This is a genomic window from Paractinoplanes ovalisporus, assembly GCF_016834655.1.
In the GTDB taxonomy this organism is placed as follows: Bacteria; Actinomycetota; Actinomycetes; order Mycobacteriales; family Micromonosporaceae; genus Actinoplanes; species Actinoplanes ovalisporus.
In genome coordinates this window covers 420,459-446,146 of record NZ_JAENHP010000007.1, presented here as the reverse complement: position 1 = coordinate 446,146, position 25,688 = coordinate 420,459, and the positions used below count along the sequence as shown (strand labels likewise).

20 protein-coding genes and 1 pseudogene are annotated in these 25,688 nt (G+C 71.4%); 5 read left to right on the top strand and 16 right to left on the bottom strand.

Annotated elements, in window-relative coordinates; all coding sequences use genetic code 11:
- Nucleotides 1–232: 232 nt before the first annotated feature.
- Together JIG36_RS24215 and JIG36_RS24210 are read right to left on the bottom strand one after the other, a co-directional pair.
- A pseudogene (locus JIG36_RS24215) lies at nucleotides 233–625 on the bottom strand (cytidine deaminase); the annotation flags it as partial.
- Between the two features lie 55 nt (nucleotides 626–680).
- A complete protein-coding gene (locus JIG36_RS24210) occupies nucleotides 681–1,274 on the bottom strand; it encodes a TetR/AcrR family transcriptional regulator (protein ID WP_203378646.1) in 594 nt (197 codons plus the stop codon).
- Between the two features lie 83 nt (nucleotides 1,275–1,357).
- Between JIG36_RS24210 and JIG36_RS24205 the strand changes: the two genes are divergently transcribed.
- Both JIG36_RS24205 and JIG36_RS24200 read left to right on the top strand, forming a co-directional pair.
- Nucleotides 1,358–2,107 (top strand): SDR family oxidoreductase, encoded by a 750-nt coding sequence (locus tag JIG36_RS24205; protein WP_203378645.1) that lies wholly within the window; start codon nucleotides 1,358–1,360, stop codon nucleotides 2,105–2,107.
- 125 nt (nucleotides 2,108–2,232) lie between these two features.
- Complete coding sequence (locus tag JIG36_RS24200; protein ID WP_203378644.1) at nucleotides 2,233–5,184, top strand: TIM-barrel domain-containing protein; 2,952 nt, start codon at nucleotides 2,233–2,235, stop codon at nucleotides 5,182–5,184.
- A gap of 220 nt (nucleotides 5,185–5,404) precedes the next feature.
- Here JIG36_RS24200 and JIG36_RS24195 read toward each other — a convergent pair whose 3' ends face one another.
- A complete protein-coding gene (locus JIG36_RS24195) occupies nucleotides 5,405–6,382 on the bottom strand; it encodes a hypothetical protein (protein ID WP_203378643.1) in 978 nt (325 codons plus the stop codon).
- 84 nt (nucleotides 6,383–6,466) lie between these two features.
- Between JIG36_RS24195 and JIG36_RS24190 the strand changes: the two genes are divergently transcribed.
- Nucleotides 6,467–7,048 (top strand): TetR/AcrR family transcriptional regulator, encoded by a 582-nt coding sequence (locus JIG36_RS24190; RefSeq protein WP_203378642.1) that lies wholly within the window; start codon nucleotides 6,467–6,469, stop codon nucleotides 7,046–7,048.
- On the top strand, nucleotides 7,045–8,190 hold the full coding sequence (locus JIG36_RS24185) for a GDSL-type esterase/lipase family protein (RefSeq protein ID WP_203378641.1): 1,146 nt from the start codon (nucleotides 7,045–7,047) through the stop codon (nucleotides 8,188–8,190). The genes JIG36_RS24190 and JIG36_RS24185 overlap by 4 nt, the downstream gene beginning before the upstream one ends.
- Here the strand turns inward: JIG36_RS24185 and JIG36_RS24180 are convergent.
- The gene (locus tag JIG36_RS24180) at nucleotides 8,172–8,819 is read right to left on the bottom strand and encodes a DUF2625 family protein (protein WP_307872892.1); all 648 of its coding nucleotides are present in this window, start codon (nucleotides 8,817–8,819) and stop codon (nucleotides 8,172–8,174) included. The genes JIG36_RS24185 and JIG36_RS24180 overlap by 19 nt on opposite strands.
- A gap of 105 nt (nucleotides 8,820–8,924) precedes the next feature.
- A complete protein-coding gene (locus tag JIG36_RS24175) occupies nucleotides 8,925–10,106 on the bottom strand; it encodes an MFS transporter (protein ID WP_203378640.1) in 1,182 nt (393 codons plus the stop codon).
- 130 nt (nucleotides 10,107–10,236) lie between these two features.
- On the opposite strand from JIG36_RS24175, the gene JIG36_RS24170 reads away from it, so the two are divergent.
- Nucleotides 10,237–13,464, top strand: a complete 3,228-nt coding sequence (locus JIG36_RS24170) for a tetratricopeptide repeat protein (RefSeq protein WP_203378639.1) — start codon at nucleotides 10,237–10,239, stop codon at nucleotides 13,462–13,464.
- A gap of 31 nt (nucleotides 13,465–13,495) precedes the next feature.
- On the opposite strand, the gene JIG36_RS24165 is transcribed toward JIG36_RS24170, so the two are convergent.
- From JIG36_RS24165 to JIG36_RS24115, 11 genes are all read right to left on the bottom strand, one after another.
- Nucleotides 13,496–14,719 carry a YibE/F family protein gene (locus tag JIG36_RS24165; protein WP_203378638.1) on the bottom strand — a complete coding sequence of 408 codons (1,224 nt, stop codon included), beginning with the start codon at nucleotides 14,717–14,719 and terminating at the stop codon, nucleotides 13,496–13,498.
- Between the two features lie 29 nt (nucleotides 14,720–14,748).
- Nucleotides 14,749–17,382: a putative bifunctional diguanylate cyclase/phosphodiesterase gene (locus JIG36_RS24160; RefSeq protein ID WP_203378637.1), complete on the bottom strand. Its 2,634-nt coding sequence runs from the start codon at nucleotides 17,380–17,382 to the stop codon at nucleotides 14,749–14,751.
- A gap of 60 nt (nucleotides 17,383–17,442) precedes the next feature.
- The gene (locus JIG36_RS24155; protein WP_203378636.1) at nucleotides 17,443–17,952 is read right to left on the bottom strand and encodes a LytR C-terminal domain-containing protein; all 510 of its coding nucleotides are present in this window, start codon (nucleotides 17,950–17,952) and stop codon (nucleotides 17,443–17,445) included.
- 83 nt (nucleotides 17,953–18,035) lie between these two features.
- Complete coding sequence (locus JIG36_RS24150) at nucleotides 18,036–19,025, bottom strand: amidohydrolase family protein (protein WP_203378635.1); 990 nt, start codon at nucleotides 19,023–19,025, stop codon at nucleotides 18,036–18,038.
- A gap of 3 nt (nucleotides 19,026–19,028) precedes the next feature.
- Nucleotides 19,029–19,544, bottom strand: coding sequence for a 3-hydroxyanthranilate 3,4-dioxygenase (locus JIG36_RS24145; RefSeq protein ID WP_203378634.1), 516 nt, complete (start codon nucleotides 19,542–19,544; stop codon nucleotides 19,029–19,031).
- Nucleotides 19,541–19,975 carry a RidA family protein gene (locus JIG36_RS24140; protein ID WP_203378633.1) on the bottom strand — a complete coding sequence of 145 codons (435 nt, stop codon included), beginning with the start codon at nucleotides 19,973–19,975 and terminating at the stop codon, nucleotides 19,541–19,543. Before JIG36_RS24140 ends, JIG36_RS24145 begins: the two co-directional genes overlap by 4 nt.
- Entirely contained in the window at nucleotides 19,972–20,685 is a 714-nt protein-coding gene (locus JIG36_RS24135) for a 2-keto-4-pentenoate hydratase (RefSeq protein WP_438870753.1), read from the bottom strand. Before JIG36_RS24135 ends, JIG36_RS24140 begins: the two co-directional genes overlap by 4 nt.
- A complete protein-coding gene (locus JIG36_RS24130) occupies nucleotides 20,667–22,136 on the bottom strand; it encodes a 2-hydroxymuconic semialdehyde dehydrogenase (protein ID WP_203378631.1) in 1,470 nt (489 codons plus the stop codon). The genes JIG36_RS24135 and JIG36_RS24130 overlap by 19 nt, the downstream gene beginning before the upstream one ends.
- Complete coding sequence (locus tag JIG36_RS24125; protein WP_203378630.1) at nucleotides 22,133–23,443, bottom strand: FAD-dependent oxidoreductase; 1,311 nt, start codon at nucleotides 23,441–23,443, stop codon at nucleotides 22,133–22,135. Before JIG36_RS24125 ends, JIG36_RS24130 begins: the two co-directional genes overlap by 4 nt.
- Nucleotides 23,440–24,678, bottom strand: a complete 1,239-nt coding sequence (gene kynU, locus JIG36_RS24120; protein WP_203378629.1) for a kynureninase — start codon at nucleotides 24,676–24,678, stop codon at nucleotides 23,440–23,442. The genes JIG36_RS24125 and kynU overlap by 4 nt, the downstream gene beginning before the upstream one ends.
- A complete protein-coding gene (locus tag JIG36_RS24115) occupies nucleotides 24,678–25,583 on the bottom strand; it encodes a tryptophan 2,3-dioxygenase (RefSeq protein WP_203378628.1) in 906 nt (301 codons plus the stop codon). Before JIG36_RS24115 ends, kynU begins: the two co-directional genes overlap by 1 nt.
- Between the last annotated feature and the right edge of the window lie 105 nt (nucleotides 25,584–25,688).

Here is a 25,688-nt window from a genome sequence, read left to right as displayed (position 1 = left end):
CCAACAACCAGGACCCAGGGAGCAACCCGGCCTCCGGCCGGGCGATACCACCTGCCCTGGCCACTAACCTCGCCGCCAGCTCACCGCGGCAACAAACCCTCGCTGCTTAATGAAAGACGGAGGCTAGTGCCCGTTCCGCGGTTCAACCCGCCTCGCCGGAACCCCCGGCCGGGCGCGCCTCGCTCCCGCCCCGGCCGCGAAACAGAGGCTAATGGGATTCCTGGTAGCGGCGGAGAGTCCGCGGGCCGAAGGCGTCGGGCAGAACCTCGTCGATCGTCTTGATTCCGCTGAGGGTCTCGAGCAGCATGCCGTCGGCCGAGTGCTCGTAGAGCAACTGCCGGCAACGGCCGCACGGCATCAGGGTCTCGCCGTCCCCGTCGACACACGTGAACGCGACCAGCGAACCGCCCCCGGTCATGATCAGCGCGGAGACCAGGGTGCATTCGGCGCAGAGCCCGACCCCGTACGAGGCGTTCTCGACGTTGGCACCGGTGACGATGCGCCCGTCGTCGACCAGCGCGGCCGCCCCGACCGGGAACTGCGAGTAGGGCGCGTACGCCTTGCCCATCGCCGCGCGGGCATGCTCGCGCAGGTCGTTCCAGGTCTTGTCGTCAATCGTGGTCATGTCAGTCCTCTCCCCTTGCCGGCCCGCGCCCGCGAGCCGTTCTTGCCGTCAGCCGTCAGCCGCCCGTCTCCGCCGCCCCTTCGGCGCGCGGGCGTTCCCCGCCTCGGGTCCGCAGGCCGTGGAAAATCAGGTCCAGAATGTGGTGCGCGCTCTCGGCGGCCGAAGCCTCGTCGAGGCGCGACAGGAAGCCGAGCAGGATCAGCACATCGCGCGACGTGACGTCGGCACGGATCGTCCCCTCCTCGCGCCCCGCGGCCAGCAGGCGGTCGATGGCCTCGCCGATCGGGCCGGTGTGGCTGGCCGCCAGTTCGTGGCCAGACCCGGGTTCGAGCGCCGCCAGCACCCCGCGTTTCACCCGGGCGTAGTCGGCGACGTTGTCGAGCCAGCGGCGGAACGCGGTGGCCGCGTCGTGCTCCCCCAGCAGCGTACCGGCGGAGGCGACCAGCTGATCGACGTCCGCGCGGTAGACCTCGGCCAGCAGCGCCTCGCGGGTCGGGAAGTTTCGGTAGAGCGTTCCCTGCCCGACACCGGCCGCCTTGGCGACCGCGTTCATCGGCAGCTCGGACGTCGAACTCAGCAGGTCACGGGCCACCTGGACGATGCGCGCCCGGTTGCTCAGGGCGTCCGCGCGCAGCCGGCGCTCGGCCATGTGACGAAACCCCCCTGTCAAGTGGACACGTGTCCGCATACGCTTATCCGGACACGTGTCAACTTACCTGACAGGGAGCCACCATGCCGACCGCCATCGACCCCATCACCGGACAGACCGTCATCGTCACCGGCGCCAGCAGCGGCATCGGGCAGGAGACCGCCACCATGCTGGCCGGGCGCGGGGCGCCGGTCGTTCTCGCCGCGCGCCGCCACGAACGCATCGACTCCATCGCCGCCGAGATCCGTGCCGGCGGCGGCCGGGCGATCGCTGTGCCGGCCGACGTGACCGACTTCGGTGACATGCAGCGGCTCGTCCAGCGGGCGATGGACGAGTTCGGCGGCCTGGACGTGCTGGTCAGCAACGCCGGTGTTGCCCGGCTCGGCCGCCTCGACCAGCTGAACATGGACGACTGGTCGGCAATGATCGACGTCAACCTGCGCGGACTGCTGAACAGTCTGGCCGCCGCCCTGCCGGTTTTCCGGCGCCAGGGCCACGGGCACGTCGTCACCACGGTCTCGACCGCCGGCCTGACCACACCGCCCACGATGGCCGTCTACGCGGCGACCAAGAACGCGGCCCGCACCATCATGGAGGGCCTGCGTACGGAGTCAACCGACGGCGTCATCCGCACCACCGAGATCTCCCCCGGCTTCGTCCGCACCGAGCTGGCCGACGGCATGGACCCGTCCGCCCGCGAGCGCATCCAGGCCGGCATGCGCGACTTCGGCCTGGACCCGGTCGCGGTCGCCCGCGCGATCTGCTTCGCGATCGAACAGCCGGCCGACGTCGAGATCGGCAGCCTCACCGTCCGCCCCACCGTGCAGTCCTGAAGCCCACCACGCCCGGTCGGCCGCCCCACCGAGCAAGAGTGCCGCCCGAAGGGGCAGTTCGCATTGACCCCGGCCATCGATCGACATAGATATGGAGAACTGATCGTCGAAACAAGGGGTGGCCGATGTCGACTCGCCGGGATGTTCTCAAGATGGCCGGGATGGGCGTCGCGCTCGGGGCCGTTCCACGGATCGACCTCCAGGCCGACGAGACACTGGCCGCCTACCGCAGCCACATCACCGACGGCCGCAGCCTCACGGTCACCAGCGCGACCGGGCAGCAGCTGCGGGTCACCGCGTACGGGAACCACATCGTCCGCGTGCGAGCGGTGCGCAGTGGCGAGACGTTCTTCGCCGACAACCGCTACGAGATGGTCAACCCGGCCGCCCACGCCGGGATGGGCGGCACCCTGTCGGTGACCGACGACGGCGACCGCCTCACCCTCACGACAGGCGCCACCGATGGCGTGAAGGTGGTGCTGCGCAAGGATCCGCTGCGCCTGGAGTTTTTCAGCCGCATCGACGACTCCCTGCTCGCCCGCGAGGACGCGACCCACGGCATGAGCTGGGCCGGCAGCGTCGTCCGGCAGACCTTCACCGCGGCCGCCGCCGGGGAGCGTTTCATCAAGGCCGGCCACGGGCTCTTCGGCCGGGCGCCGAGGATCGAACGCACGGGCGAGATCGTCGCGCACAACTACCCGTTGCGGTCGCAGCACCTCGATCAGGCGCCCGCGATCGTCCCGCTCTACCTGTCGTCGCGCGGGTACGCGGTCTTCTTCAACACGACGTTCGACACCACGTTCAACTTCGGCAACGGCGGCACGTACGAGTTCTGGGCCGACGGTCACGACGCCCCCGGCGTACGGCCGCAGCTGGACTACTTCGTCATCCAGGGTCCCCGGTTCGCGCAGTTGCTCGACCGCTACACGCAGCTGACCGGCCGCCCCCGCTTCCCCCGGCTGGGGGTGTTCGGGCTGCAGTTGTCCGACAAGAACTTCCCCGCCGTCAGCGACCAGAACTGGTGGACGACCCGGATCACCGCGCTGCGCAACGCCGGCTATCCGTTCGACGTGCAGGTCAACGACAACCGCTGGCGGGCCGGCACCGGCGCCTGGGGTGGGTCGTGGTTCGAGTTCAGCCCGCAGCGCTGGCCCGATCCGGCCACGTTCAAGCGCTGGGCCGACGAGCAGGGCGTGCTGACCACGCTCGACTACAACCGCAACAACTCCAACGAGATGGCCGGCTGGATGCCCTCGTACGCCTTCGCCCCGGCCGATGTCACCGGTGTCAGCGACAACGACGCCGTGCCGGACTGGAGCAATCCGGCGACGCGGACATGGCTGTGGAACGTCTTCTGGACCAAGGCGCTCGACCCGGCGCTGGGCTACCCGGGCGACGCGCTCTGGATCGACGAACCGGACGAGATGGGCCCGATCCCGTACGGGGCACTGGCCGGCAACGGGCAGCGCTGGGCCGAGCTGCGCAACGCGTTCTTCCTCTACTGCCAGAAGGCGGCCGGGCAGGAGGGCTGGGACCGCGGCCGGAGCCAGCGGCCCTGGATCTTCACGCGCGGGGCCACGGCCGGGCAGCAGCGCTACGGGCATCTGTGGACCGGGGACATCGAATCCACGTACGGGGAAATGCAGGAACAGATCCGGGGCATGCAGAACGCCGGGCTGGGCGGCTTCCCGTTCGCCAACATCGACGGTGGCGGGTTCTTCGGCGCGGTGCTGTCGAGCGGCATGTACCGCAACTGGGTGGCGGCCTGGTCGAGCGTGTCACCGGTGTGGCGGCCGCACTCCAACGGTGACACCGGTGTCCAGGGACCGACGGCTTCGCGCTGGCCCATCGACCAGGGCCCAGCCGAACAGGCCGACTTCCTCAAGTACAGCCGCGTGCGGTACACGTTGATTCCGTACATCTACACCGTCGCCCACCTGGCCCACGCGACCGGCGTGCCGATGGCGCGGGCCATGGTGGTCGACTACCAGGACCGCGGCATGGCCTACAGCCACGACCTGCAGTACATGTGGGGTCCGTCGATCATCGTGATGCCGGTGACCACTGACACCGGTGGCACGGTGCAGAACGTCTGGCTGCCCGCCGGCGACACCTGGTACAACTTCTGGTCCGACGCCAAGAACGTCGGCTCCGACACCGCCGAGAAGAGCTACGTCACCAGCACCGGCGAAATCATCATGTACGTGCGGGCGGGCAGCATCCTGCCCGAGTACAAGTACGCGCAGAGCACCGCCTTCCTCGACAAGTCCCAGCTCGAGATGGAGGTCTACACCGGCCGGGACGGCACGTTCGCGCTGTACGAGGACGACGGTGTCACCGAGGACCACCGCTCCGGCTCGGCCAGCAGCACCACCGATCTCAGGTTCACCAACGCCGCGCTACGCGTGACGATCACCCATCCCCGTGGCACCTATCGCGGCGCACCCACCGCCCGCCGGTATGTCGTGCGCTTCCACGGCCTTTCGGCGCCGGTCGGCATGCGTGTCACCGGAGTCACCGCCCTGCCCGCCTTCACCAGCGAGTCGGCCGCGATCCTGAACGGCAGCGGCCAGGTCTGGAACGCCGCCAAGCGGATCCTGTCGGTCGTGACACCCGTGACAAGCGTCGTGACCGGCGGCGGGGTGGCCGCCACGGTCGAGCCGAGCGGGGACGCTTTCCCGCCGGCGTCGCCGATTGCCGTGTACGAGGCCGAAGCGGCCGCCCGGGGCGGGGCCGTGCTCTCGTCACAGCACGCCGGGTACACCGGCAACGGCTACGTCGACTACGCCAACAACGGCGGCGACTACGTCGAGTGGACCGTCCCCGTGGCCGCCTCGGGCGCCTACTCACTCGGTTTCCGTTATGCCAACGGCGGCACCGCCGACCGCCCACTGCAGATCGCGGTCAACGGCACGGCGGTAGCGACGGTCGCCTTCCCCCCGACCGGCGACTGGAAGACATGGCGGACAGCCACGGCGCGCTTGTCCCTGCCGGCCGGCGCCGCGGTCCGGATCCGAGCCACCGCCACCGGCGCGAGCGGCGGCAACCTCGACAGCCTGTCCGTCACTCCCGCTTAAGCGCGGCCCAGGGGCCAGGAACGCTCGCCCGCGAGGAAAGGCCGTCCGCAGGGGCCAGAAACCGCCCGTACGCGAAAGAAAGCCGCCCGCCGAGGGCCACGAAACGCCCGGACGCCGAGGAGAGCCGTCCGAAAGGGGCCAGAAACGTTCGCACGCGAAGGAAAGCCGCCCACACGCGCCAGAGAACGCCCGTACGCGAAGGGAAGCCGTCCGACCGGGGCTAGGAACGCTCGTACGTGAAAGTCTGCTCGACGACCCGGAAGCCGTACGCCTCGTTGACCCTCTGCATCGCGGGATTGTCGCCGGCCGTCCACGTGTGCAGGAAGCGCCGCTGCCCGCGATGCTCCTCCAACTGGATCAGATTGGCCGACTTGAGCACACCCGCGAGACGGCGCCCCCGGTGCGCGCGGGCGACAAACGTGTCCTCCTGCAACGCGTTCTCCGGGTCCTCGTGCGGCACCAGGATCTGCGTGTAGCCGGCCGGATCCCCCTCGGGCGTACGCAGCAGGCTGACCACCGAGAGATAGCCGGCGGCGACACGCTCGTCGCCGACCCGGATCCGCTCGGCGTCCCAGACCACGGTGTCATGCGTGCGCTCCCCGGCCGGAACGTCCTGCGACATCGTCGTCCGCATGGCCGCGAAGTCCTCGACCCGATCGTCGGGACACCGCCCGGCCCACGTGAACAGCTCGTAGCCGGCCGGGAGGGGAACATCCGGGACCGGTGCGGGCAGCGTACGGACGAAGTGGTCCTCGGCGTGCACGCAGCGGAACCCGTGACGCTCGGCGAACCGGGAACCGGGCCATGTCACCGGTGTCTGCCCGGCCGGCACGTTGATCTCGACGCTGAGCACCGGGCGGCCCTCGACGGCCGTACGGGCGTCGGCCCACTGCCACAGCGCTTCCCCGACACCGCGCTCGCGATGCGCGGGCGGAACGTTGATCTCCACGACGGCGGTGGTGAGATCCTCGCGCAGCGGCATGTCGATCAGGAGAGCGCCCACCGTGGCGCCGGCCTCGACCGCGGCCACCGGCAGACGGCGCGTGTTGGGGCCGGGATTGCGGAAGGAGGCGGCCATCGAGGCGTACGTGAAGACCATCGGCGCCGCCCGGCCCGCGCTCTCCCCCTCGCGGACGGCGTCGTGCCAGGCCCGCAGCGCCGCGTCGTCGTGAACATCGACCTCGTTGATCTCGAGCATCCGCGCAGTCAATCAGAGCAGGGCCGCCCACGTCTTGCCTAATAGTTTTAGGTGGTAACCTTGAGCCCTTAGGAAGGGGTGCGGATGGCACGCAAAGGACTGACCGCGGAACGGGTGGTGCAAGCGGGCGCCGAGCTGGCCGACCAGGTCGGCTTCGACCAGGTGACGCCGTCGGCGCTGGCCCGGCACGTCGGGATCCAGGTGGCCAGCCTCTACGCGCACGTCCGCAACGCCGACGACCTGCGCACCCGCATCGCCCTGCGGGCGCTGGCCGAGATGGCCGACCGGGGTGCCGAGGCGCTGGCCGGGCGCGCGGGCAAGGCTGCGCTGATCGCGCTCGGTGACACCTACCGCGACTACGCCCGCGAGCACCCCGGCCGTTACGCGGCGGCCCAGCTCCGGCTCGACCACGAGACCGCCCTCGGCAGCGCCGGCCCCCGCCACTCCGCCATGATCCGCGCGATCCTGCGTGGCTACCACTTGACCGAGCCCGACCAGACCCATGCCGTACGGCTGATCGGCAGCGCTTTTCACGGCTTCATCGCGCAGGAGCTGGGCGGCGGGTTCGACCACAGCCAACCCGGCCCGCAGCAGTCGTGGGAGCGCATCCTCGACGCGCTCGACGCCCTGCTGCGCCACTGGCCCGATTCAGGAGAAACATCATGATCACCACACCCGTCACGGCCGCCCTGGTCCGCGGCGCCATCGAGCTGGAGCCCACGGCTCACGGCCTGCTACCGCACCGTCTGCCCGCGTGGGCGCGCGCCCAAAGCCCTGACCCGCAGCTGTCCATGGTGGAGGCACAACCTTCCGGCGTACGAGTCGTCTTCCGCACCCGGGCGACCCACGTCGAGCTCGTCACCGTGCCCACGAGGGTGGTCCACCGCGGCGCGCCGCCCCGCCCGCCGGGCGTCTACGACCTGTACACCGACGGCATCCTCGCCGGGCAGCAGTCTGTCACCGGTGGCGTCACCGTCACGGTCGACCTCACCACTGGCGCCACCGACACCGAGCTCGGCGAGCCCGGCCGCGCGAGCTTCTCCGGTCTGCCCCGCGGCTTGAAGACCGTCGAGATCTGGCTGCCGCACTACGAGCGCACCGAGCTGGTCGAGCTGCGCACCGACGAACCGGTCGAGCCCGCCCCCGCCGACGAGCGCCCCCGCTGGCTGCATCACGGCAGCTCGATCAGCCAGGGTTCCAACGCGGCCAGCCCCAGCACCATCTGGCCGGCCGTCGCCGCCTCCCGGGCCGGTGTCGCGCTGACCAACCTCGGTTTCGGCGGCAGCGCCCTGCTCGACCCGTTCACCGCCCGCACGATGCGCGACCAGCCGGCCGACCTGATCAGCCTTGAACTCGGCATCAACATCGTCAACGCCGACCTGATGCGGTTGCGCGCGTTCGGCCCCGCCGTGCACGGTTTCCTCGACACCATCCGCGACGGCCACCCCGACACGCCGCTGATCGTCGTCTCCGCGTTCTACTGCCCGATCCACGAGGACACCCCCGGCCCCGGCGCCTTCGACATGGCCGCCCTGCGGGAGGGCCGGGTCAGTTTCGTGGCCACCGGCGACCCGGCCGAGAAGGCGGCGGGCAAGCTCACGCTGACCGTCATCCGCGACGAGCTGTCCCGCATCGTCGCCGAACGGGCCAAGTCCGACCCGAACCTGACCTACGTGGACGGTCTCGACCTGTACGGCGAGGCCGACTTCGCCGAGCACCCCCTGCCCGACCAGCTGCACCCCGACGCCCCCACCCACCAGCTGATCGGAGAGCGCTTCGGCGAGTTCCTTCAGAGAAAGCCGAGCTGACGCGCCGTGTCCTCGTGGAGGTCGACGAGTTCCCGCAGCCCGATCGCCCGGCGGGACACCGCCGACAGGTCTTTCCCCTCGGCCGTCCAGGGCGGCGGCAGGGTGTGGATCCCCTGATCGAGGCCGGCCTCCGCCACTTCGGCCTCCCACCCCGGCCAGCGCAGCGGTTCATAGAACCCGGTTGCCCCACCCGAGAGCATGGCGTCGAGCCAGTCGCCGTAGCCGAGCTCGAGATCGTCCCAGGTCAGGTCTTCCGGCCCGAAGTAGTGCACTGTCGGCGCCGTCCCCGTCCTCCCTCGCATCCAGACGAACTGCCCACCCATCACGTCCAGAGCCACGGTCACACGCCCGGCGGCCAGATCCGACGCGCTCACCACGTTGGGCAGGCCGCCGTGCCCGCCGCCCAGCACGCGGAGCCACCCGTGGTCCACCAGCAACCCTCCGCTTTCGACGATGACGGCACCCAGCCACGACCCCGTCGTGATTTCCAGCCCCGCCAGGCATGCCGCGGCCCGCTCCGCCTCGACCGGCAACACCTCAACCGGATAAGGAGCCGCCGCGATTCTCTCCGCGACCTCACCCCACCGCGACGCACTCATCCCGCCCCCGGTCGCCCCGGTCTGTTCCACCACGCCAGGGTAGGCCGCGCGTTCACGGCCGACGGGAGCAGGCGATCACGAAGCCCCGAAGAGCCGGCGACACGACGTGCCGGAGCGGAAACGGCTCTCGTCGCCTCACACCTGGGCCGGCTCCGGCTCCGCGCGCGGGGACTCGGCCGGAGGCCTCAGCAGGCTGGTGGCGGCGGCGACCGGAATGGCCACGGCGGCCAGCGCCAAACCCGCGAAAGCGGCCGCCCGGATGCCATACGCGCCGATCGCCGCGCCTCCGGCCAGGGAGCCGAGCGCGATGCCCAGGTTGGCCGCGGAAGCCGGCAGCGACTGGGCCAGCGCGCCGCCCGGGCCGGCCAGGGTGACCACCCGGTACTGCATCGACGGCGCCATGCCCATGGCGAACAGCCCCGAGCCGAGCACGGCCACCGCCACCAGGATCGCCGCCGCGCCGAAGAGGGAGAGCGTGAGCAGCGAGACCGCCAGCCCTGCGCAGCCGACCACCAGGGCGCGAGCGGCGTTGGAGTCGGCGAAACGGCCGCCGCTGAACGAACCGACCGCGGTGGCCACACCGTACGCCAGCAGGAAAGCACTGACCCAGCCGCCGGTGACCCCGGTGACGTCGGCCAGGAACGGGACTATGTAGGTGAGGGCGGCGTAGACCGAGGCGAAGGCCAGGACGATCAGGGCGACGACGGCCAGCACCCGGGGCGCCAGGGCCGAGCGGATCTGACCGGCCGCGCCGCCGCCGGTGTTGGGCACGGCGGGCACGAGCGCGACCGTGGCGGTCAGCGCGACCAGTGCCAGCACGACGGCCGCGGTGAACGACGCCCGCCAGCCCAGCGCCTGGCCGGCCAAGGTGCCCAGCGGCATGCCCAAGGCGCCCGACACCGTGCTGCCCGAGATGACCACCGCGATGGCCCGGCCGGTGCGCTCGGGCGGGACGACCGCGGCCCCGGCGGTGAAGGCGGCCGCGATGAACACGCCCTGAAGGGCGCCGGTCAGGGTGCGCGCCACCAGCACGAGCGCGTAGCTCGACGTCGTGACCGCCAGCAGGGTGACGACGGCGAAGAGGGCGAGCGAGCCGATCAGCAGGGGGCGGCGGTCGAGCCGGATGGTGAGCGCGGTCAGCAGCGGGCCGCCCAGGGCGATTCCCAGCGCGTACGCGGTGACCAACGTGCCGGCCGCCTGGATCGTGACGCGCAGGTCGCCCGCCATCAGGTCGAGCACACCGACCGCGAGCAGTTCGGTGCTGCCCATCGCGATCATGCCGACGAACAGCGTCGCCAGCACCAGGTTGGGTCGCACGACACCTCCCCTATAGCAACCATTTGATTGCTACCAAACTTATGGCAACTGTTTGGTTGCGTCAATGGGGTTGGGTCGTCAACCCGACGGGACCCTGGTGGCGTCCGGGCCCGTCCGGACAATGGGGCCGGTGTCCGGCAAACGCCGCGCCGCCGTCGCCGACCTCGCTGTCCTGGTCGGCGTGCTGCTCCTCGTGCTCGTGACTCCCCTGGCGGCCCTGGTCGCCGCCGCTCAGCCGATTCCTCCGGACACCGAGCTGACCGCCCGCGCCCTGCCCGGGGACCGTTCGACGGCGACGTTGCGACCGCTGCCCGGTGGGCTGCCCGCCGGCCTCCGGCCCGACGGCCTCGCCGCCCTGCGGCCGGCCGCGATATCAGCACTCGGGGTCGACGGCGCCGGCGCTCTCGAACGGCTGCTCTCCGCCGACCAGTCGCTGCAGGAGACCGCCGTCCGCGAGGACGACGATGTCGTCTATCCCTATCGCTACCCGGCGATGACACGCCTGCTCGACTCGGCCCCGCGACGGGGTCGCACCGAGGCCGCGGGCCGGCTCGGCGCGGCCCTGATGCTGTTCGCGGGCCGCAACCCGGATGAATTCGGCGCACGGGTCTCCGCGGCCGCCGCGGCGTTCGCCGTTCTCGACCGGGCCCGGGCCGACGGCGGCTGCACCGCCCAGACCGACCTGCTCCTGCTGCTCACCGCCGACGGGCAGCCGCGCGACCGACCGGTGGAGCTCGAAGCCGAGCGGGCCGTGGTCGCCTGCCCGCACGACCCGGCGCCGCTGTGGTTGCTCGCCCAATACCTGTCCCAGCGGGCCACCCGGGCCGCCCTCCTCTTCGACATGGGCGACGCGATCCGCTTCGACGCCCAGCGACGGGCCGACGCCGCTGCCGCGCGGCTGTCGGCGGGCTATCCGGGTTCCGCGGTGGCGATCCTCGCGACCGCCGACAACGACCTCCGGGCGGGAGTGCGGGCGACCACCGCTCAACCCTTCGCGGCCCGGCAACGCCTGCGGGCCGCCGCCGAGGGCTATCTCACCGCCCTCCCCTTCGACGCCGAAAACGCGTCAGCCGGTCTCGCCCGGGCCCTGATCGCCCTGGGGGAGCCGGATCGGGCGGCCGAAACGGTGCGAGCCTGGACTCCGCGGACGCCGACGCCGGGACCACTGCTCGAAATCCTCACCGTGGCCAACGAGTCGGCGCACCATTTCGACCGGGCCGAGTCGGCGGCCCGGACCCTGGCCGATCGCGGCCAGGGCGCCTATCCCGCGGGCCCCCTGCTCTTCCCGGTTCCCGGGCACCAGGACGAGGGCACGGACCAGCCGCCGCACGGTCCACAGTCGACGGGGACCAGCAGTCACCTCCCCTTCACGATCGAGCTTCAGTCCATACCGGGCGGGGCCGGCGGCGACGTCGACGATCTGGCCTTCATCCCGGCGTACCGTCCGGGCCCGCTCGTGGGACACAACCCGGGATGCGCCGGGCTGTCGTGGCGCCGCAACGCCCTGCTGGCCCGGCACGCCCCGGCGGCGCTGGCCGGCCTCCCGACCGACCAGGTCGCCCTCGAGAACCTGGGTCGCCACTGCGACCTGCGCGGCCCCGACATCCGTGACATCGGCCGGCTCGAGACGGGACAGCCGATCGATCCCGCCCGGCTGGAGTGGGTCGCCGACTCGCGGCAGAACCTGTTCCGCTGGTCCGGCGATCTGCCCCGGGCCGAACAGGCCGTCCGGTCGTGGATCGTCGACGCGGACGCCGGTCAGGCCCTGCCGTGGCGCCGGCTCGGCGAGGTGCTGTTCCTGCAGGCCCGGTTCGACGAGGCGGTCACCGCGTTCAACGCCGCGGCCCGCCGCAACCGGGCCACCCACGGCGACGACGACCTGGGCACCTGGCGCATGCAGCTCTGCGCGGGCGCGGCCCTGCTGCGCACGTCGCGATCGGCCGAGGGGCTCGCACTTCTTCGTACGGTGGCGGGAAGCGCCGAGTACGGATCCGTCTACCGCCGGCAGCTCCGGGGCGCCACCGGCGCCGACCGGCAGGCGTCGCTCGAGTTCGCCGTGGTGGCCTATCACGCGCGCGGCCAGCTCGCCGACGCCGAGCGCCGGGCCGGGCAGTTGTGGGCCGCACTCGACCACTACTCGGCGGCCCGCGAGCTGCTCCCGCACATCGATCTGGGCGACCCCTCGGTGCTGCTCCGCGAACGGATCGACGCCAACCAGTCGCTCGCCGAGATCGGGCTCGGCCGGCTCGACGCCGCCGCCCAGTCCGCGGCCCGGGCGTTGCAGGCCGACCCGGCGAACCCGGCCTTCCTGATGAACGCCGGTTTCGCCGCCGATCGGGCCGGTCGCTACGAGGCGGCGGCCCGCTTTGACACCGCCGCGCTGGCGAGCGACCCCGGGGCGTACCCGGCCGCGAACGACCTCGGCGTGGCGCTGACCCACCTGGGCCGGCGCGACGAGGCGGTCACGGCTCTGCGGCGCGCGGTCGGTGCCCGGCCCGGATACGCCCTGGGCTGGTTCAACCTGGGCGTCGTCCACGGGCAGATGGGCCCGGCGCACTTCCTGCAGTCGCAGGGCGCGCTGGCCCGGGCCTTCGCGCTGGACGAGAAGCTGCGGGACGCCCCACGCCGGCCGGCCACCGACACCGCCACCTACACCACCAGCCTGGATCTCTCGAAGCCGCTGCCGCCCCGGTGGAGCCTGGCCGGTCTGCCCGCCCTGTCCCCCGCTCCCGCCGCCGGGTTGCTGGCCGTCCTGGTGCTGGCCCTGATGCTGGCGCGCACCGCCGGTGCCCCGGGCCACGCGCAGCAGTGGCTGGAGTCGTTGGGAGCCCGGGCCGACCGCCGCCTCCCCCACCCCGCCTGGGCCGTCGCCACCACCGCGCTGATCTTCGCGTTCGGGGCCGTGCGCAACCGTAGCCCGCTCGCCGAGATCCTCGGGCTGACCGCCGGTGTGCTGCTGCTCTCGGCGGTGGCTCTGCGGTCACGCCGGTACGCCGCCCGCCGCTCCGGTGCGGCCATCGTCCAGACCAGCTGGACTCCGGGCATCGCCTTCGGAGTGGTGACGGCTGCGCTGGCCCCGTGGGCGCCGCTCCCGGTTACCCGCCCGGCGTCGACCGTTGCGAGGGTGCACGCCGCGGCCCCGGTCACCCTGGCCCTGATCGGCTTGGTCCTCTTCGTCGAGGCGGCCGCCTTCCCGGCTCCGATCGCCCGTGGGCTGGCCACCACCGCCATCGTGATGGTGGCCTCGGTCCTGGTGCCCGTGGCCCCACTGGACGGTGCCGAGATCAATCGGAACGGCGTGCTGGCCGGAGCCGGCCTGCTGGGCGCGGCCGTCCTGCTCGGGCTGGCGGTCGTCTGAGTTTCCCGGGTCGCCCGGCCGGCGGGTCGGATCAGCGGGGGTCGTCGATGAAGGCCATCCACGGCTGGTCGTCCCCGGGTGGGGCGGGGCGGGCCTCCTCCGTACGGGAAACCGGGGTTGACCTTCTGGTCAGGAACGCGGCCAAGGCGGTGGTGATCGGGACCGCGGCGATCAGGCCCAGTGTGCCCACGCCGCTGCGGACCAGCTCCTCGGCGATCGGCTGACCGGTCAGCAGGCGGGACACGGGGGTGTCACCGACCGCGAACAACAGCATCAGCGGGAGCGAGGCACCGGCGTACGCGAGGACGATCGTGTTGACCACCGAGGCGATGTGCGCCCGGCCGACGCGGGTGGCGGCGCCATAGAGCTGGCGGAAACCGTAACCGGGGTTGGCCACGGCGAGCTCCCGTACGGTCTCGGCCTGCGTCACCGTGACGTCGTCGAGCACCCCGAGCGCGCCGATCACGATGCCGGCCAGCAGCAGGCCCTGCATGTTGACGTCGCTCTGCGCGATGGACAGGAAGCTGGTCGCCTCGTCGGCCACGCCGTTGAGGTGCACGACCCTCGTGGCCAGCGCGGACAGCAGCGCCGTGATGGTCAGGGCGATCAGTGTGCCGGCCACCGCCACCGTGGTGGCCAGCGTGATGCCGTGCGTCAGGTAGAGCACCGTCAGCATGATGGCGGCCGCTCCGACGACCGCGACCAGCAGCGGCGGGCGGCCGTCGAGGATCGCGGGGACGACGAAGATCAGCAGGACGGCGAAGGTGACCGCGAGGCCGGCCAGCGCGCGCAGGCCCCGCCACCGCCCGAAGGCGATCACGGCCAGCGCCACCGCCGCGCCGAGCAGCCATAACTCGGTGCCGCGCTGGTGGTCGCTGATCGTGTACTCGCGGCCGGTGAAGCTCTCGGTCAGGTGCAGCAGCACGACGTCGTCGCCGGGCGCGACCGTGACCGCTCCGGGGCCGGACGGGATGTCGGTCTCGACCCTGCGGTCCTCGTCGGTCAGGAGCACCGTGACAGTCCCGCATGCGGCGCCTTCCGGCAGCTCGCCCTCGGGACAGTCGGCCGGTGTGACCGCCTCGACCCGCCCGGCCACCTCGATCACCCCGCCGCCGTCGGCCGGGCGGTCGTCGCCGGACGGCCACAGCAACGCCATCCCCAGCGCGGTCAGCACCACGGCGGGAATCAGCAACCACAGCACGATGCGCCGCGTGCGGGGCGTCATCGCCGGCGGGGCGTCGTCGTCGTGTGTCATCAGTCCTCCGCTGGCTGGGGGCCGGACGACTATCCTGCCTCGGACCGCATCCGGGCCCGGGCGTCGGCCCCGGTGAGCGGGCGGGCGAAGAGAAACCCCTGCCCGTACGCGCATCCGGCCTCGCGGAGCAGGCGATGCTCCTCCTCGGTCTCGATCCCTTCGGCGACCACCGCCAGCGACAACGTGTCGGCCATCCGCAGGATCCCGCGCACCAGGTCGTGCTGCTGGGGCGAGGTGGTGATGGTGTCGACGAACGACTTGTCGAGCTTCAACGTGTCGACCGGAACCCGGTGCAGGTAGCTCAGCGACGAGTACCCGGTGCCGAAGTCGTCGATCGACACCCGGATGCCGGCCGCCCGCAACCGGGCCAGGTCCGCGTGGATCTGGTCCTGGTCGCCCAGCAGCAGGCTCTCGGTGATCTCCAGCGTGAGCCGTCCGGCGGGCAGGCCGCTGCTCGCCAGCTCGCGGTGCACGCGCTCGACGAAGCCGGGCGCGTGGAACTGGCGGACCGACACGTTCACACTCACGTAGTGGCCGCTGTCCCACGACGCCGCCTCGCGCACCGAGGTGTGCAGCACCCACGCGCCGAGCTCGATGATCAGCCCGGACTCCTCGGCCACCGGGATGAACTCGACCGGCGACACCATGCCCCGGGCCGGGTGCGGCCATCGGGCAAGAGCTTCGAAGCCCACCGTACGGCCGGAGCCCAGCTCGACGATCGGCTGGTAGTCCATCCGCAGCCCGCCGTCGGCCACCGCCTGTGTGAGCTCGGCCAGCAGCTGTCTGCGGTCGAGCACCTGGGCGTGCAGGGAGGCGTCGTAGCGCCGCCACCGGGGTTCGCCGGCCTCGCGGGCGCTGCCCAGGGCGACGTCGGCCCGGCTGATCAGCTCGGTAGCGGTGCCGTCGTCGAGGGTCGTCGCCACCCCGGCCCGCAGACGGGCACCGACCCGGATGCCCACCAGCCGCCCGGCCAGCTCGTCGAGGGCGGCCGGGTCCCCGGCGTCGGGCACCACCACCCCGAACTCGTCGGCGCCGAGCCGGGACACCCGGCCCCGGTCGCCGATCAGCTCGGTCAGCCGGCCCGCCAGCGCGATCAGCAGGTCGTCGCCGGCCTGGTGGCCCCGGGTGTCGTTGACCGCGCGGAAGTCGTCGACGTTGACCAGCAGCACCGCCCCGAACCGGCCGCCGGTCACCACGTCGGCCACGTCGTCGGTGAAGCGCAGCCGGGTGCCGAGCCCGGTGAGCGGATCGACGTAGGCGCGGGACCGCCGCTCGTTCTCGTCACTGAGCCGGATCCGGTCGATCATCGTGGCCGCCTGCCCGGCCAGCACGGGCAGCGACTCCTGCAGTTCGACCAGGCCGGCCTCGTCGCCGCCGACCAGCAGCTCACCGATGCGGGTCCCGCCCACGCCGAGCGGGCAGCGCAGGGTCAGGTCGAAGCCGTCCAGCCCGTCCGGGGTCAGCTCCATCGGCGCCGGGAAGGGCCCGTCCGAGGAGGGCAGCAGCGAGACCTGATGGCGGGTGTCGTCGGGCAGCAGCCGGCCGACCGCGTTCTGCAGGACGGCGGTCACGGCGGCGGTGTCCGAGCAGGCCAGCAGCGACTCGCAGGCCTGGCGCAGTTCGCGCTCCCGGCCCAGGGTCTGTCGCAGGCTGGTCGCGACCGTGGCCGTGCGGGCCAGCGCGAGCAGGATCAGCCCGGCCGAGACGACGGCGATCAGCACCCCGTCGACCACCGGGCCGCGCAGGGCCTGGATCAGCAGCACGGCCGGGGCGAGCAGCGAGGCCACGGTCAGCACACCACGGCGCAGCGACACCTGCGTACGGGAAAGAACTTGGGGTTCGGTGAGGCGCACCATCGACGGGTGCAGGACGGCGAGCCCGCCGCAGAGATAGAAGAGCAGCCAGCCGAGGTCGGTCGGGCCGCCGAGGGAGAAGCCGCTGTTGAGCCGCATCAGGCCGTACATCGTGTCGGCCGTCAGCATCCCCAGGCCCGAACAGATCAGCAGGCGGGCGCTGGCGGTGCGCACCGCCCCGAGACCGATCCGGGCCAGCAGCGCCAGCAACAGCACGTCGGTCAACGGATAGGTGATCGAGACCAGCTTGGTCAGCACGGGCAGGTCGGGGCGGGTCAGGAACGGCTGGATGAGGAACGTCCAGGCCATGTATCCGGCGCCGATGGTGAGGATCACGGCGTCGAGGGCGCTCGCCCGGTCGAGGACGGTGGCGCCCGAGCGGGTCAGCGTGATCAGGGCCGTGATCAGCAGGGGCAGGTAGACGACGATGAAGACCACGTCGGCCGAGGACGGGAAGGCGCCGATGTTGGCGTAGGCGACCAGCGAGCCGGCCGCGAACGCCGCGTAGGCGCCGGTGAGCAGCGCCCAGGGCAGGCGGCGGCGGGGCCGGTTGCGCACGATGCCGACGATCATGGCGATGATCGTGGAGACGATGACCGGGCCGTAGACGATCAGCCCGAGTTGCGGCGCCACCAGATAGGCGACGAAGAGCCCGGCCGACCAGACCGCGTAGAGCAGCAGCGTCCGCCGGTGGACGCCGCGTTGCCGGCCGCTGCCGAGGAGCCGCGCGGCCTGCTCGACCTCGCGGAACCCGGCCAGGTCGGGCGCCGGCCCCCGGTCACGCGTGACGTGACGCTGATGAACGGACAAAAGCCACCCCGGAGCGAATACTCTCCAGTCCGTTCGGCACGCCGCTGAGGCAGCTGAGCGTCAGGGCGCCTCGCACGTGCCCGGGGGCAGCGTGGGCTCGCTGAGCTGGGCCAGCGACTGGTTGACCTCGGTGTAGGTGGCCAGCTGCCGGTAACTGTTGCCGATCACGATGTCGATGACGTCGCTGGTGCGCGAGGAGCTGTACTGCGGCTCAGCCTCGCCCAGGAAGTAGGCCCGGATCCACTGGGCGGCGCCGACCGTCTTGGGCCCGTAGCGCACCACCGCGATGCCGGCCAGCTTGTTCCTGTTGTCGCCGGGCTTCTGCATGACGAAGCCGCGGTTCTTGAACTCCTCGGTGACCTTCTCGGCCACGCCCGGCGTGCGGGTGCCGTTGAGCACCCGCAGCTTCACCTGGGCCGCCTCGTCGGGCAGGGTGAGGCTCACCCTGGGCGCGCCCGCTGGGCACTCCTGACCGACCGCTGCATTGGCCTGGGTGTCGCGGACCACCGCGACGACCGTGACCACGATCGCGGCCACAACGAGAAAGCCGACGACGAACAAGGCGCGCACCCGAGTAAAGCTCACGCCACCCCAGACGCAGCTGAGCCCATTTTGGTTGACACCCGGCAACAAATAATGACGTACGCCACACTTCAGCCGAACAGAAAGCGCCTCGCGTTGGCCGAGAGGATCTTGTCCCGCTGCGGCGAGGTGAGGAACGACGCCGTCCGTACGACGTTGCCGGCGGGCCGCTCACCCAGCGGGTACGGGTAGTCGCTGCCGACCACCACCCGCTCCTCGCCCATCGTGTCGACCAGCAGTCGCAGCGCGGGCTCGCTGAAGACCACCGAGTCGACGTAGACGCGGTCGGTGTAGGCGCTCGGCGGGCGGGTCGACCTTCCCCGTACGACATCCCCCCGCTGCTGCCAGGCGTTGTCCGCCCGACCCAGCCAGTACGGGAAGCTGCCGCCGCCGTGGGCGAAGCACAGCCGCAGCGTCTCGGGCACCTGGTCGAGCACTCCGCCCAGGATCAGCGCGAGCGCCGACAGGTGGGTCTCGGCCGGCATGCCGGTGAGCCAGCGCGCCATCCAGCGGTCGAGCCGCGGCCCCTCCGGCATGTCCCACGGGTGCACGAACACCGGGGCGCCCACGGCCGCGCAGTGCTGCAGGAACTCCACGATGCCGGCCGAGTCGAGGTCCTGGTCGCCGACGTGGTTGCCGATCTCGACCCCGACGTGCCCGTTGGCCATCGACCGGTCGAGTTCGGCGCAGGCGGCCGCCGGGTCCTGCAACGGCACCTGACAGAACGGCACGAACCGGTCATTGCCCGCGGTGACCTCCAACGTGAGGTCGTTGAAGATCCGCGACAACGCCACGGCCTGGGCCGGAGTGCGGTCGTAGCCGAAGAACACCGGTGTCGGCGAGACGACCTGCCGCTCGATGCCGTCCAGGTCCATGTCGGCCAGGCGGACGGACGGATCCCAGCACGACGAGTCGATCCGCCGGAACTCGGTGTCGCGGATCATGATGATCGCTTCCCGCTCCGACTCCACTTTGAGCCAGGGCCAGCCGGTGCCGCCGCACGCGGCTTCGAGGTCCGGCCAGCCCTTCGGCACGACGTGGGTGTGCACGTCGATAGTCAAGCCTCAGCCCTTCCCCGGGTGCAGCGCGCCGCAGTTGCCGCAGGTGCGGGCCTTCTCGTCCTCGTAGAAAGCGGTGAAGACGGGCGGCAGGTCCTCGACGATGTCGCGCACCTGGAGCTCGACCTCGTGCACGAGGTGGTTGCACTCGAAGCAGTACCACTGGAACTTCTCCAGGGTGCCCTCCTCGCGGACCCGCTCGACGACCAGGCCGATCGAGCCGGCCTCGGGGCGCTGCGGCGAGTGCGGGGTGTTGCCCGGCAGCACCCACATCTCGCCCTCGCGGATGTGCACGTCCTTCGGGCCGTCCGGGGTCATCGTCTTGACGTGCATGTTGCCCTTGACCTGATAGAAGAACTCCTCGTAGGGGTCGACGTGGAAGTCCGTCCGGGCGTTGGGGCCGCCGACCACCATGACGATGAAGTCGTCGCCGGTCGGGAACATCTGCTTGTTGCCGACCGGCGGCTTGAGCAGGTGCTTGTTGTCCTCGATCCAGCCGGGGAAGTTGATCGGATCGGTCATGACGCCTCCTTGGACGACGACGGAACGGGCAGAGCGGCCACTGCTTGAATCTCGATCAGAAGATGGGGGTGGGGCAGCTGGTGCACGGCCACGGTCGTACGGGAAGGCCCGTCGAAGTCGAAGAACTCGGCGTAGACCTTGTTGTAGCCACCGAAGTCGTTCATGTTGACCAGGTAGGTGGTGATCTGGACGACGTCGTCGAGCGACGCCCCGACCGACGCCAGGATGTCGGCGATGTTCTTGATGACCTCGCGCGTCTGCACGGCGATGTCGAGCGTCGCGGTCCCCAGTGAGTCGGCCTCGGCCCCGGCGATCGTGTTGTCCGGCCGCCGGCTGCTGGTCCCGCTCACGAAGGCGAACCCGTTGGCCACCTTCACATGCGGGAACTTGCCACGCGGGGCCGCCTTGCCCTCCACGAGCCGCCCGCTCATGACGAGGCCTTGAGCGAGGCGTTTCCCAGACCCTCGACTTCCACCCGTACGGTCTGACCGGGCCCCACCCGCACGGCCGCGGTGGCCGCACCGGCGAGCACGATCCAGTCGTCCTCGAGCGTGCCCGCGAGCCGCAGCGCCTCCGCGAACGCCTCCCGTGGATCGCCCAGGATCGCCGCGGTGGAGCCGGTCTCGGCCACCTCGCCGTCCAGGATCAGCTGCACGCCCAGGCTGTCCACATTGCCGGGGAGGGGCTGCCACGCACCGACCACGAATCCGGCGGCCGAGGTGTTGTCGGCGATCACCTCGTCGAGCGTGAACTTGAAGTCGAGCCACCGCGAGTCGATCACCTCGAGGGCCGGGGCCACGGCGGCGATCGCCCCACCGCGTACGAGGAAAGCGACTTCCGGCTCCACTTTGGGATGGATGCGCGGGCCGAGGTCGAGCACCCCGCCGTCCTCGATCGCCATCGCGTCGGTGAGCCAGCCCCAGATGACCGAGTCGACGCCCATCTGCCGCATCTTGGCCTTGCTGGTCAGGCCCAGCTTGACCCCCACGACCGTCTCGCCGCGGGCCAGCCGCAGGTCGACCAGCTCGCGCTGCACCGCGTACGGGTCCGGAATGTCGCGTCCGCCGCCGGGCAGTTCGGTGGCGGTGGTCAACGCATTGTCCAAAAGAACGGCCAGTGAAGTCATGACATGTCCAAGCAGACGTTGGTGTATTCGGAGTAGAAGTCGAGCGAGTGCCGGCCACCCTCGCGGCCCACGCCCGAGGCGCGCATGCCGCCGAACGGGGTGCGCAGGTCGCGCAGGAACCACGTGTTGACCCAGACCAGCCCCACGTCGAGTTGCGCGCCGGCCCGCAGGGCCCGGCCCACGTCGCGGGTCCAGACGGTTCCGGCCAGCCCGTACGCGCTGTCGTTGGCCAGCGCGAAGGCCTCGTCCTCGTCGTCGAACGGCGCGATGTGGCAGATCGGGCCGAAGATCTCCTCCCGGACCGTACGGGCGTCCTGACCGAGCCCGGTGATCACGGTGGGCTCGATGTAGGAGCCGCCGTCGCGCGCGTCGCCGAAGTGCGGCAGTCCCCCGCCGGCCAGCACGGTCGCGCCCTCGGCCTTGGCCAGGTCGTAGTAGCCGAGCACCTTGTCGCGGTGCGCCTTGGAGATCAGCGGCATGGTTCCGGTGGTCTCGTCGGACGGCCAGCCGTAGGTCAGCTCCTTGGCCCGCGCCGCGAGCCGCTCGGCGAACTCGTCGAACACCGGCCGCTGCACGTACAGGCGTTCGGTGCACAGGCAGACCTGCCCGCCGTTGGTGAAGCTGGACCGCACGCTGCCGGCCACCGCCGCGTCGAGGTCGGCGTCGGCGAAGATCAGTCCCGCGTTCTTGCCGCCGAGCTCGAACGACACCGGCTTCACGCCCGGGGCGGCCGCCCGCATGATGGCCGAGCCGGTCGCGGACTCGCCGGTGAAGGTGATCGCGTCGACGTCGGGGTGGGTGGTCAGCCATTCCCCGGCCGCCTGCGGGCCGTGCCCGTGCACCAGGTTGAACACGCCCTCGGGCACGCCGGCCGCGGCCATCACCTCGGCCAGCACGGTGGCCGAGGCCGGGGTCTCCTCGCTGGGCTTGACCACGACGGCGTTGCCGCAGGCCAGGGCGGGGGCGACCTTCCAGGTGAGCAGCAGCAGGGGCAGGTTCCAGGGCACGATGATCGCGACGACGCCCATCGGCTTGCGGACCGCGTAGTTGAGCGCGCGCCCGCCGCCGGCGGTGGCCGTGGTGAACGATTCGGTGCCGGTCGCGGCCACCACGTCGGCGAACGCCCGGAAGTTGGCCGCGCCGCGCGGGATGTCGAGCGTACGGGCCTGGGTGTAGGTCTTTCCGGTGTCGGTGACCTCGGCCGTGACCAGGTCTTCGAAGCGGCGCTCGAGTTCGTCGGCGATGCGGCGCATGACCGCGGCGCGTTCCTGCTCGGTGGTGCGGCCCCACGGCCCGCGCACGGCGGCCCGGGCGGCGGCCACGGCGTCGTCCACGTCGGACCGTTCCGACTCGGTGACCGAGAAGACCGTCTCGCCGGTGACCGGGGACGCCTTGGCGAAGGTGGTGGTGGCCGGGCGGAACTCGCCGGCGATGAAGTTGCGCAGCAGGGGCGGGTCCACGGTCATCGGGTGAACCTCCGGATCAGCGCGGCGGCCGCGAGACCGACCAGGGTTCCCGCGACGGCCCCGAGCACCTGGTGCTGCTTCTTGACCCGGCGCCGGACATCCGCGTACGGGGTGGTGGAGAACGAGACCAGCTCATAGCGCGACACGTACTTGCCGGGCAGCAGCCGTTCCAGGGTGTGCTCGACGCTCTTGCCCGCCTTGAAGAACGGGTCGGCCACCTTGTCACGCATCTCGACGAAGTTGGCCAGGGCCATCTCGGCGATCGCCTCGGAGTTCTCGCGGCGGCCACGTTCGTACAGGGGAAGCGCTTCGGCCCAGTTGTCGCCGGTGGCGTCGAGGCAGCGGTCGAGCTCGACCACGTCCTCGAACGAGGCGTTGGCGCCCTGGCCGTAGAACGGGACGATGGCGTGCGCGGCGTCCCCGATCAACCCGACCCGGCCCAGCATCTGCCAGGGCGCGCACTTCACGGTGCCGAGCAGGCCGACCGGGTTGTGCCGGTAGTCATCGACCAGGTTCGGGATCAGCTCGAGCAGGTCGGGGTAGTTCTGCCGGAAGTGGCGCTCGACCGCGGCCGGGCTGCCCAGCGAGGCGAAGCTGCCGGTGCCGGCGTTGGGCCAGAACAGGGTTCCGGTGAACGAGCGGTCCGGGTTGGGCAGCGCGATCATCATCGAGGTGCCGCGGGGCCAGATGTGCAGCGCGCCCGGGTCGAGCGCGAACTCGCCGTCGCGGGCCGGGATCGTCAGCTCCTTGTAGCCGTAGTCGAGGAAGCTGACCGTCTCGGTGAAACCTTCCCCCGCGTACGCCATGAGGAGTCCCCGGGTCGCCGATCCGGCGCCGTCCGCCCCCAGCACGATGTCGGCCTTCGCCTGCGAACCATCGGCAAAACCGAGGGTCCCCACCGAGGGGTCGAGCGCGGTCAGCGGACGGTCGAAGTGGATGGTCACGCCCTCGGTCGCCTGGGCCGCGTCGAGCAGCGCGTCGTTGAGGGCGCCCCGGCCGATCGAGTTGATGGCCCGGTCGCCCGAGAGGCTGTACGGCTGGAAGTTCGTCTCGCCCTGCAGCGGGTGCACCATGCGGCCCCGCATCGGCAGCGCGTCCTTGAGCACCTGCTCGTCGAGGCCGATGCGCCGCAGCGCGTCGATGCCCCGCTCGGACAGCGCCAGGTTGATCGAGCGGCCGCGCTCGGCGCCGGTGACCCGCGGGTCGGGCCGGCGCTCGTAGAGGTCGACCGTGTAGCCCCGGCGGCCCAGGTAGCAGGCGAGCAGGCTGCCGCACAGCCCGGCGCCGACCACAGCGACATGCTTCACTTGGTCTCCTCAACACACGCGGCCAGGGCCTCGGCGGCCCGCCGGCAGTCCTCTTCGGTCGAGTAGAGCGGCACCGGCGCGAACCGCACGATGTCGGGCTGGCGCGCGTCGGCGATGACCCCGTGCTCGAAGCGCAGCCGCTTGGTGAGCGCGCCCGCGTTGCCGTCGAGCAGCCGCACCGAGAGCTGGCAGCCGTGCCGTTCCGGCTCGCGGGGCGTGATCACTTCGAGCGGGCGGGTCGCCGTGACCTCGTCCAGCAGCCCGCGCAGATAGGTGGTCAGGTGCAGGCTGCGCTCGCGGAGGGCGGGCATGCCGACCTCGTCGAAGATGCGCAGCGACGTGCGGACCGGCCCCATCGCGAAGATCGGCGGGTTGGAGACCTGCCAGGCGTCGGCGCTGCGGGGCGGCCGCGATTCCGGCGTCATCTCGAAGCGGGTGCCGGGTTCCGTGCTCCACCAGCCCTCGAACCGGGGCCGGTCGGTGCCGTGGTGCCGCTCGTGGACGAACACGCCGGCCAGCGCGCCCGGGCCCGAGTTCAGGTATTTGTACGAGCACCAGGCCGCGAAGTCGGCGCCCCACTCGTGCAGGGCGAGCGGGATGTTGCCGGCCGCGTGGGCGAGGTCCCAGCCGACGACCGCGCCCGCTTCCCGTCCGGCGGTCGTGATCGTGGCCATGTCCATGACCTCGCCGGTGAGGTAGTTGACGCCGCCCAGCATCAGCAGCGCCACCGTGTGGCCCTCGGTCGCGAGGAACTCCAGGACGTCTTCCGTACGCAGGGTGTCCTCGCCCGCCCGGGGTCGGAGCCGGACGACAGCGGTGTCGGGGTCGAGGCCGTGGAACCGGGCCTGACTGCGCACCGCGTAGCTGTCGGAGGGGAACGCCGCGTCCTCGATGACGATGCGGGTGCGCTCGCCGGACGGGCGGTAGAACGACACCATCAGCAGGTGCAGGTCGACCGTCAGCGAGTTCATCACCACGACCTCGGACGGCCGCGCGCCGACGAGCCGGGCCGCGGGCTGGGTCAGCAGCTCGTGGTAGGGCAGCCAGGGCCGGGCCGCGTCCAGGTGCCCCTCGACGCCGAGTCGGGCCCACTCGTCGAGGTCCTCGTTCAGCTCGACCCGGGTCGCCTTGGGCTGCAGCCCGAGCGAGTTGCCGGCGAAGTAGGCCACCTCGGGATGGTCACCACCCTCGGCCGGGGGGATGTGGAACAGGTGGCGAAGTCCTTCGAATGCCATTACATCTCCGTCCGCGAGGTCCACAGCTCCGGGAACACCGGGCGGCTCATGCTGCGCTGCAGGAAGGCCAGACCGTTGGAGCCACCGGTGCCGCTCTTGGCTCCCATGGTGCGCTGCACGGCCTTGAGGTGAAGGTAGCGCCAGTCGCCGAAACGGTCGGCGACCTCGGTCAGCGCCTCGCCGAGCAGCCGCAGATGGTTGTCGGGGCCGGTGTCGCGGTAGACCTTCACCCACGCGTCGGACACCGACGGGTCGGCCTCGTGCTCGTCGGTGACGTCCCGGCTCAACAGCTCGGACTGCACCGGGAAGCCGTGACGGGCGAGCAGCGCGATCACCTCGTCCCACAGGCTCGGCTGATGCAGCGCGGCGGTGAGTTCCTCGTACGCCGCGGTCCCCTTGAACGGGCGCATCAGCGAGCGCGTGCGCAGCCCGAGCAGGAACTCCACCTGACGGTACATCGCCGACTGGAAGCCGGAGCCCTCGCCGAGCATGTCCCGGAACTTGTTGAAGTCGGCCGGGGTCATCCAGCGCAGCGTCTGCCAGGCCGCGTTCAGGCCCTCCAAGTGCAGCGCGGCCCGCTTCAGCGGCGCCACCGCGAGCCAGACCTCATCGGCGCGTACGTGGTCGCGGGCCTGTTCCAGCTCGTGGCGGATGAGCTTGAAGTAGAGCTCCATGATCTGGCTGACGACCAGGAACGACATCTCGCCCGGGTCGCCGCTGAGGGTGCGCTGCAGGGTGTGCAGGGTGCTGGCGTGCACGTACGAGTCGTAGGGCACCCGCCGGCCGAACTCCAGCGTGGGCGCCCCGCCGTTGCGCGCCGTCCGGGCGTCGCGCTCCTCGGCGTTGCTCGGCCGCACTGTATCCACGGAATCCACGATCTCTCCTCTGGCGGGGAACCGCTCCATGATTTCGTTGCCGGGGCCCCGATCGGAATGCCGAATTAACGGTGCTGACCTCGTTGAACGCGTGATCAAGGGCTAGATTTGCCGGACCGCTTTACGAACGGAAGG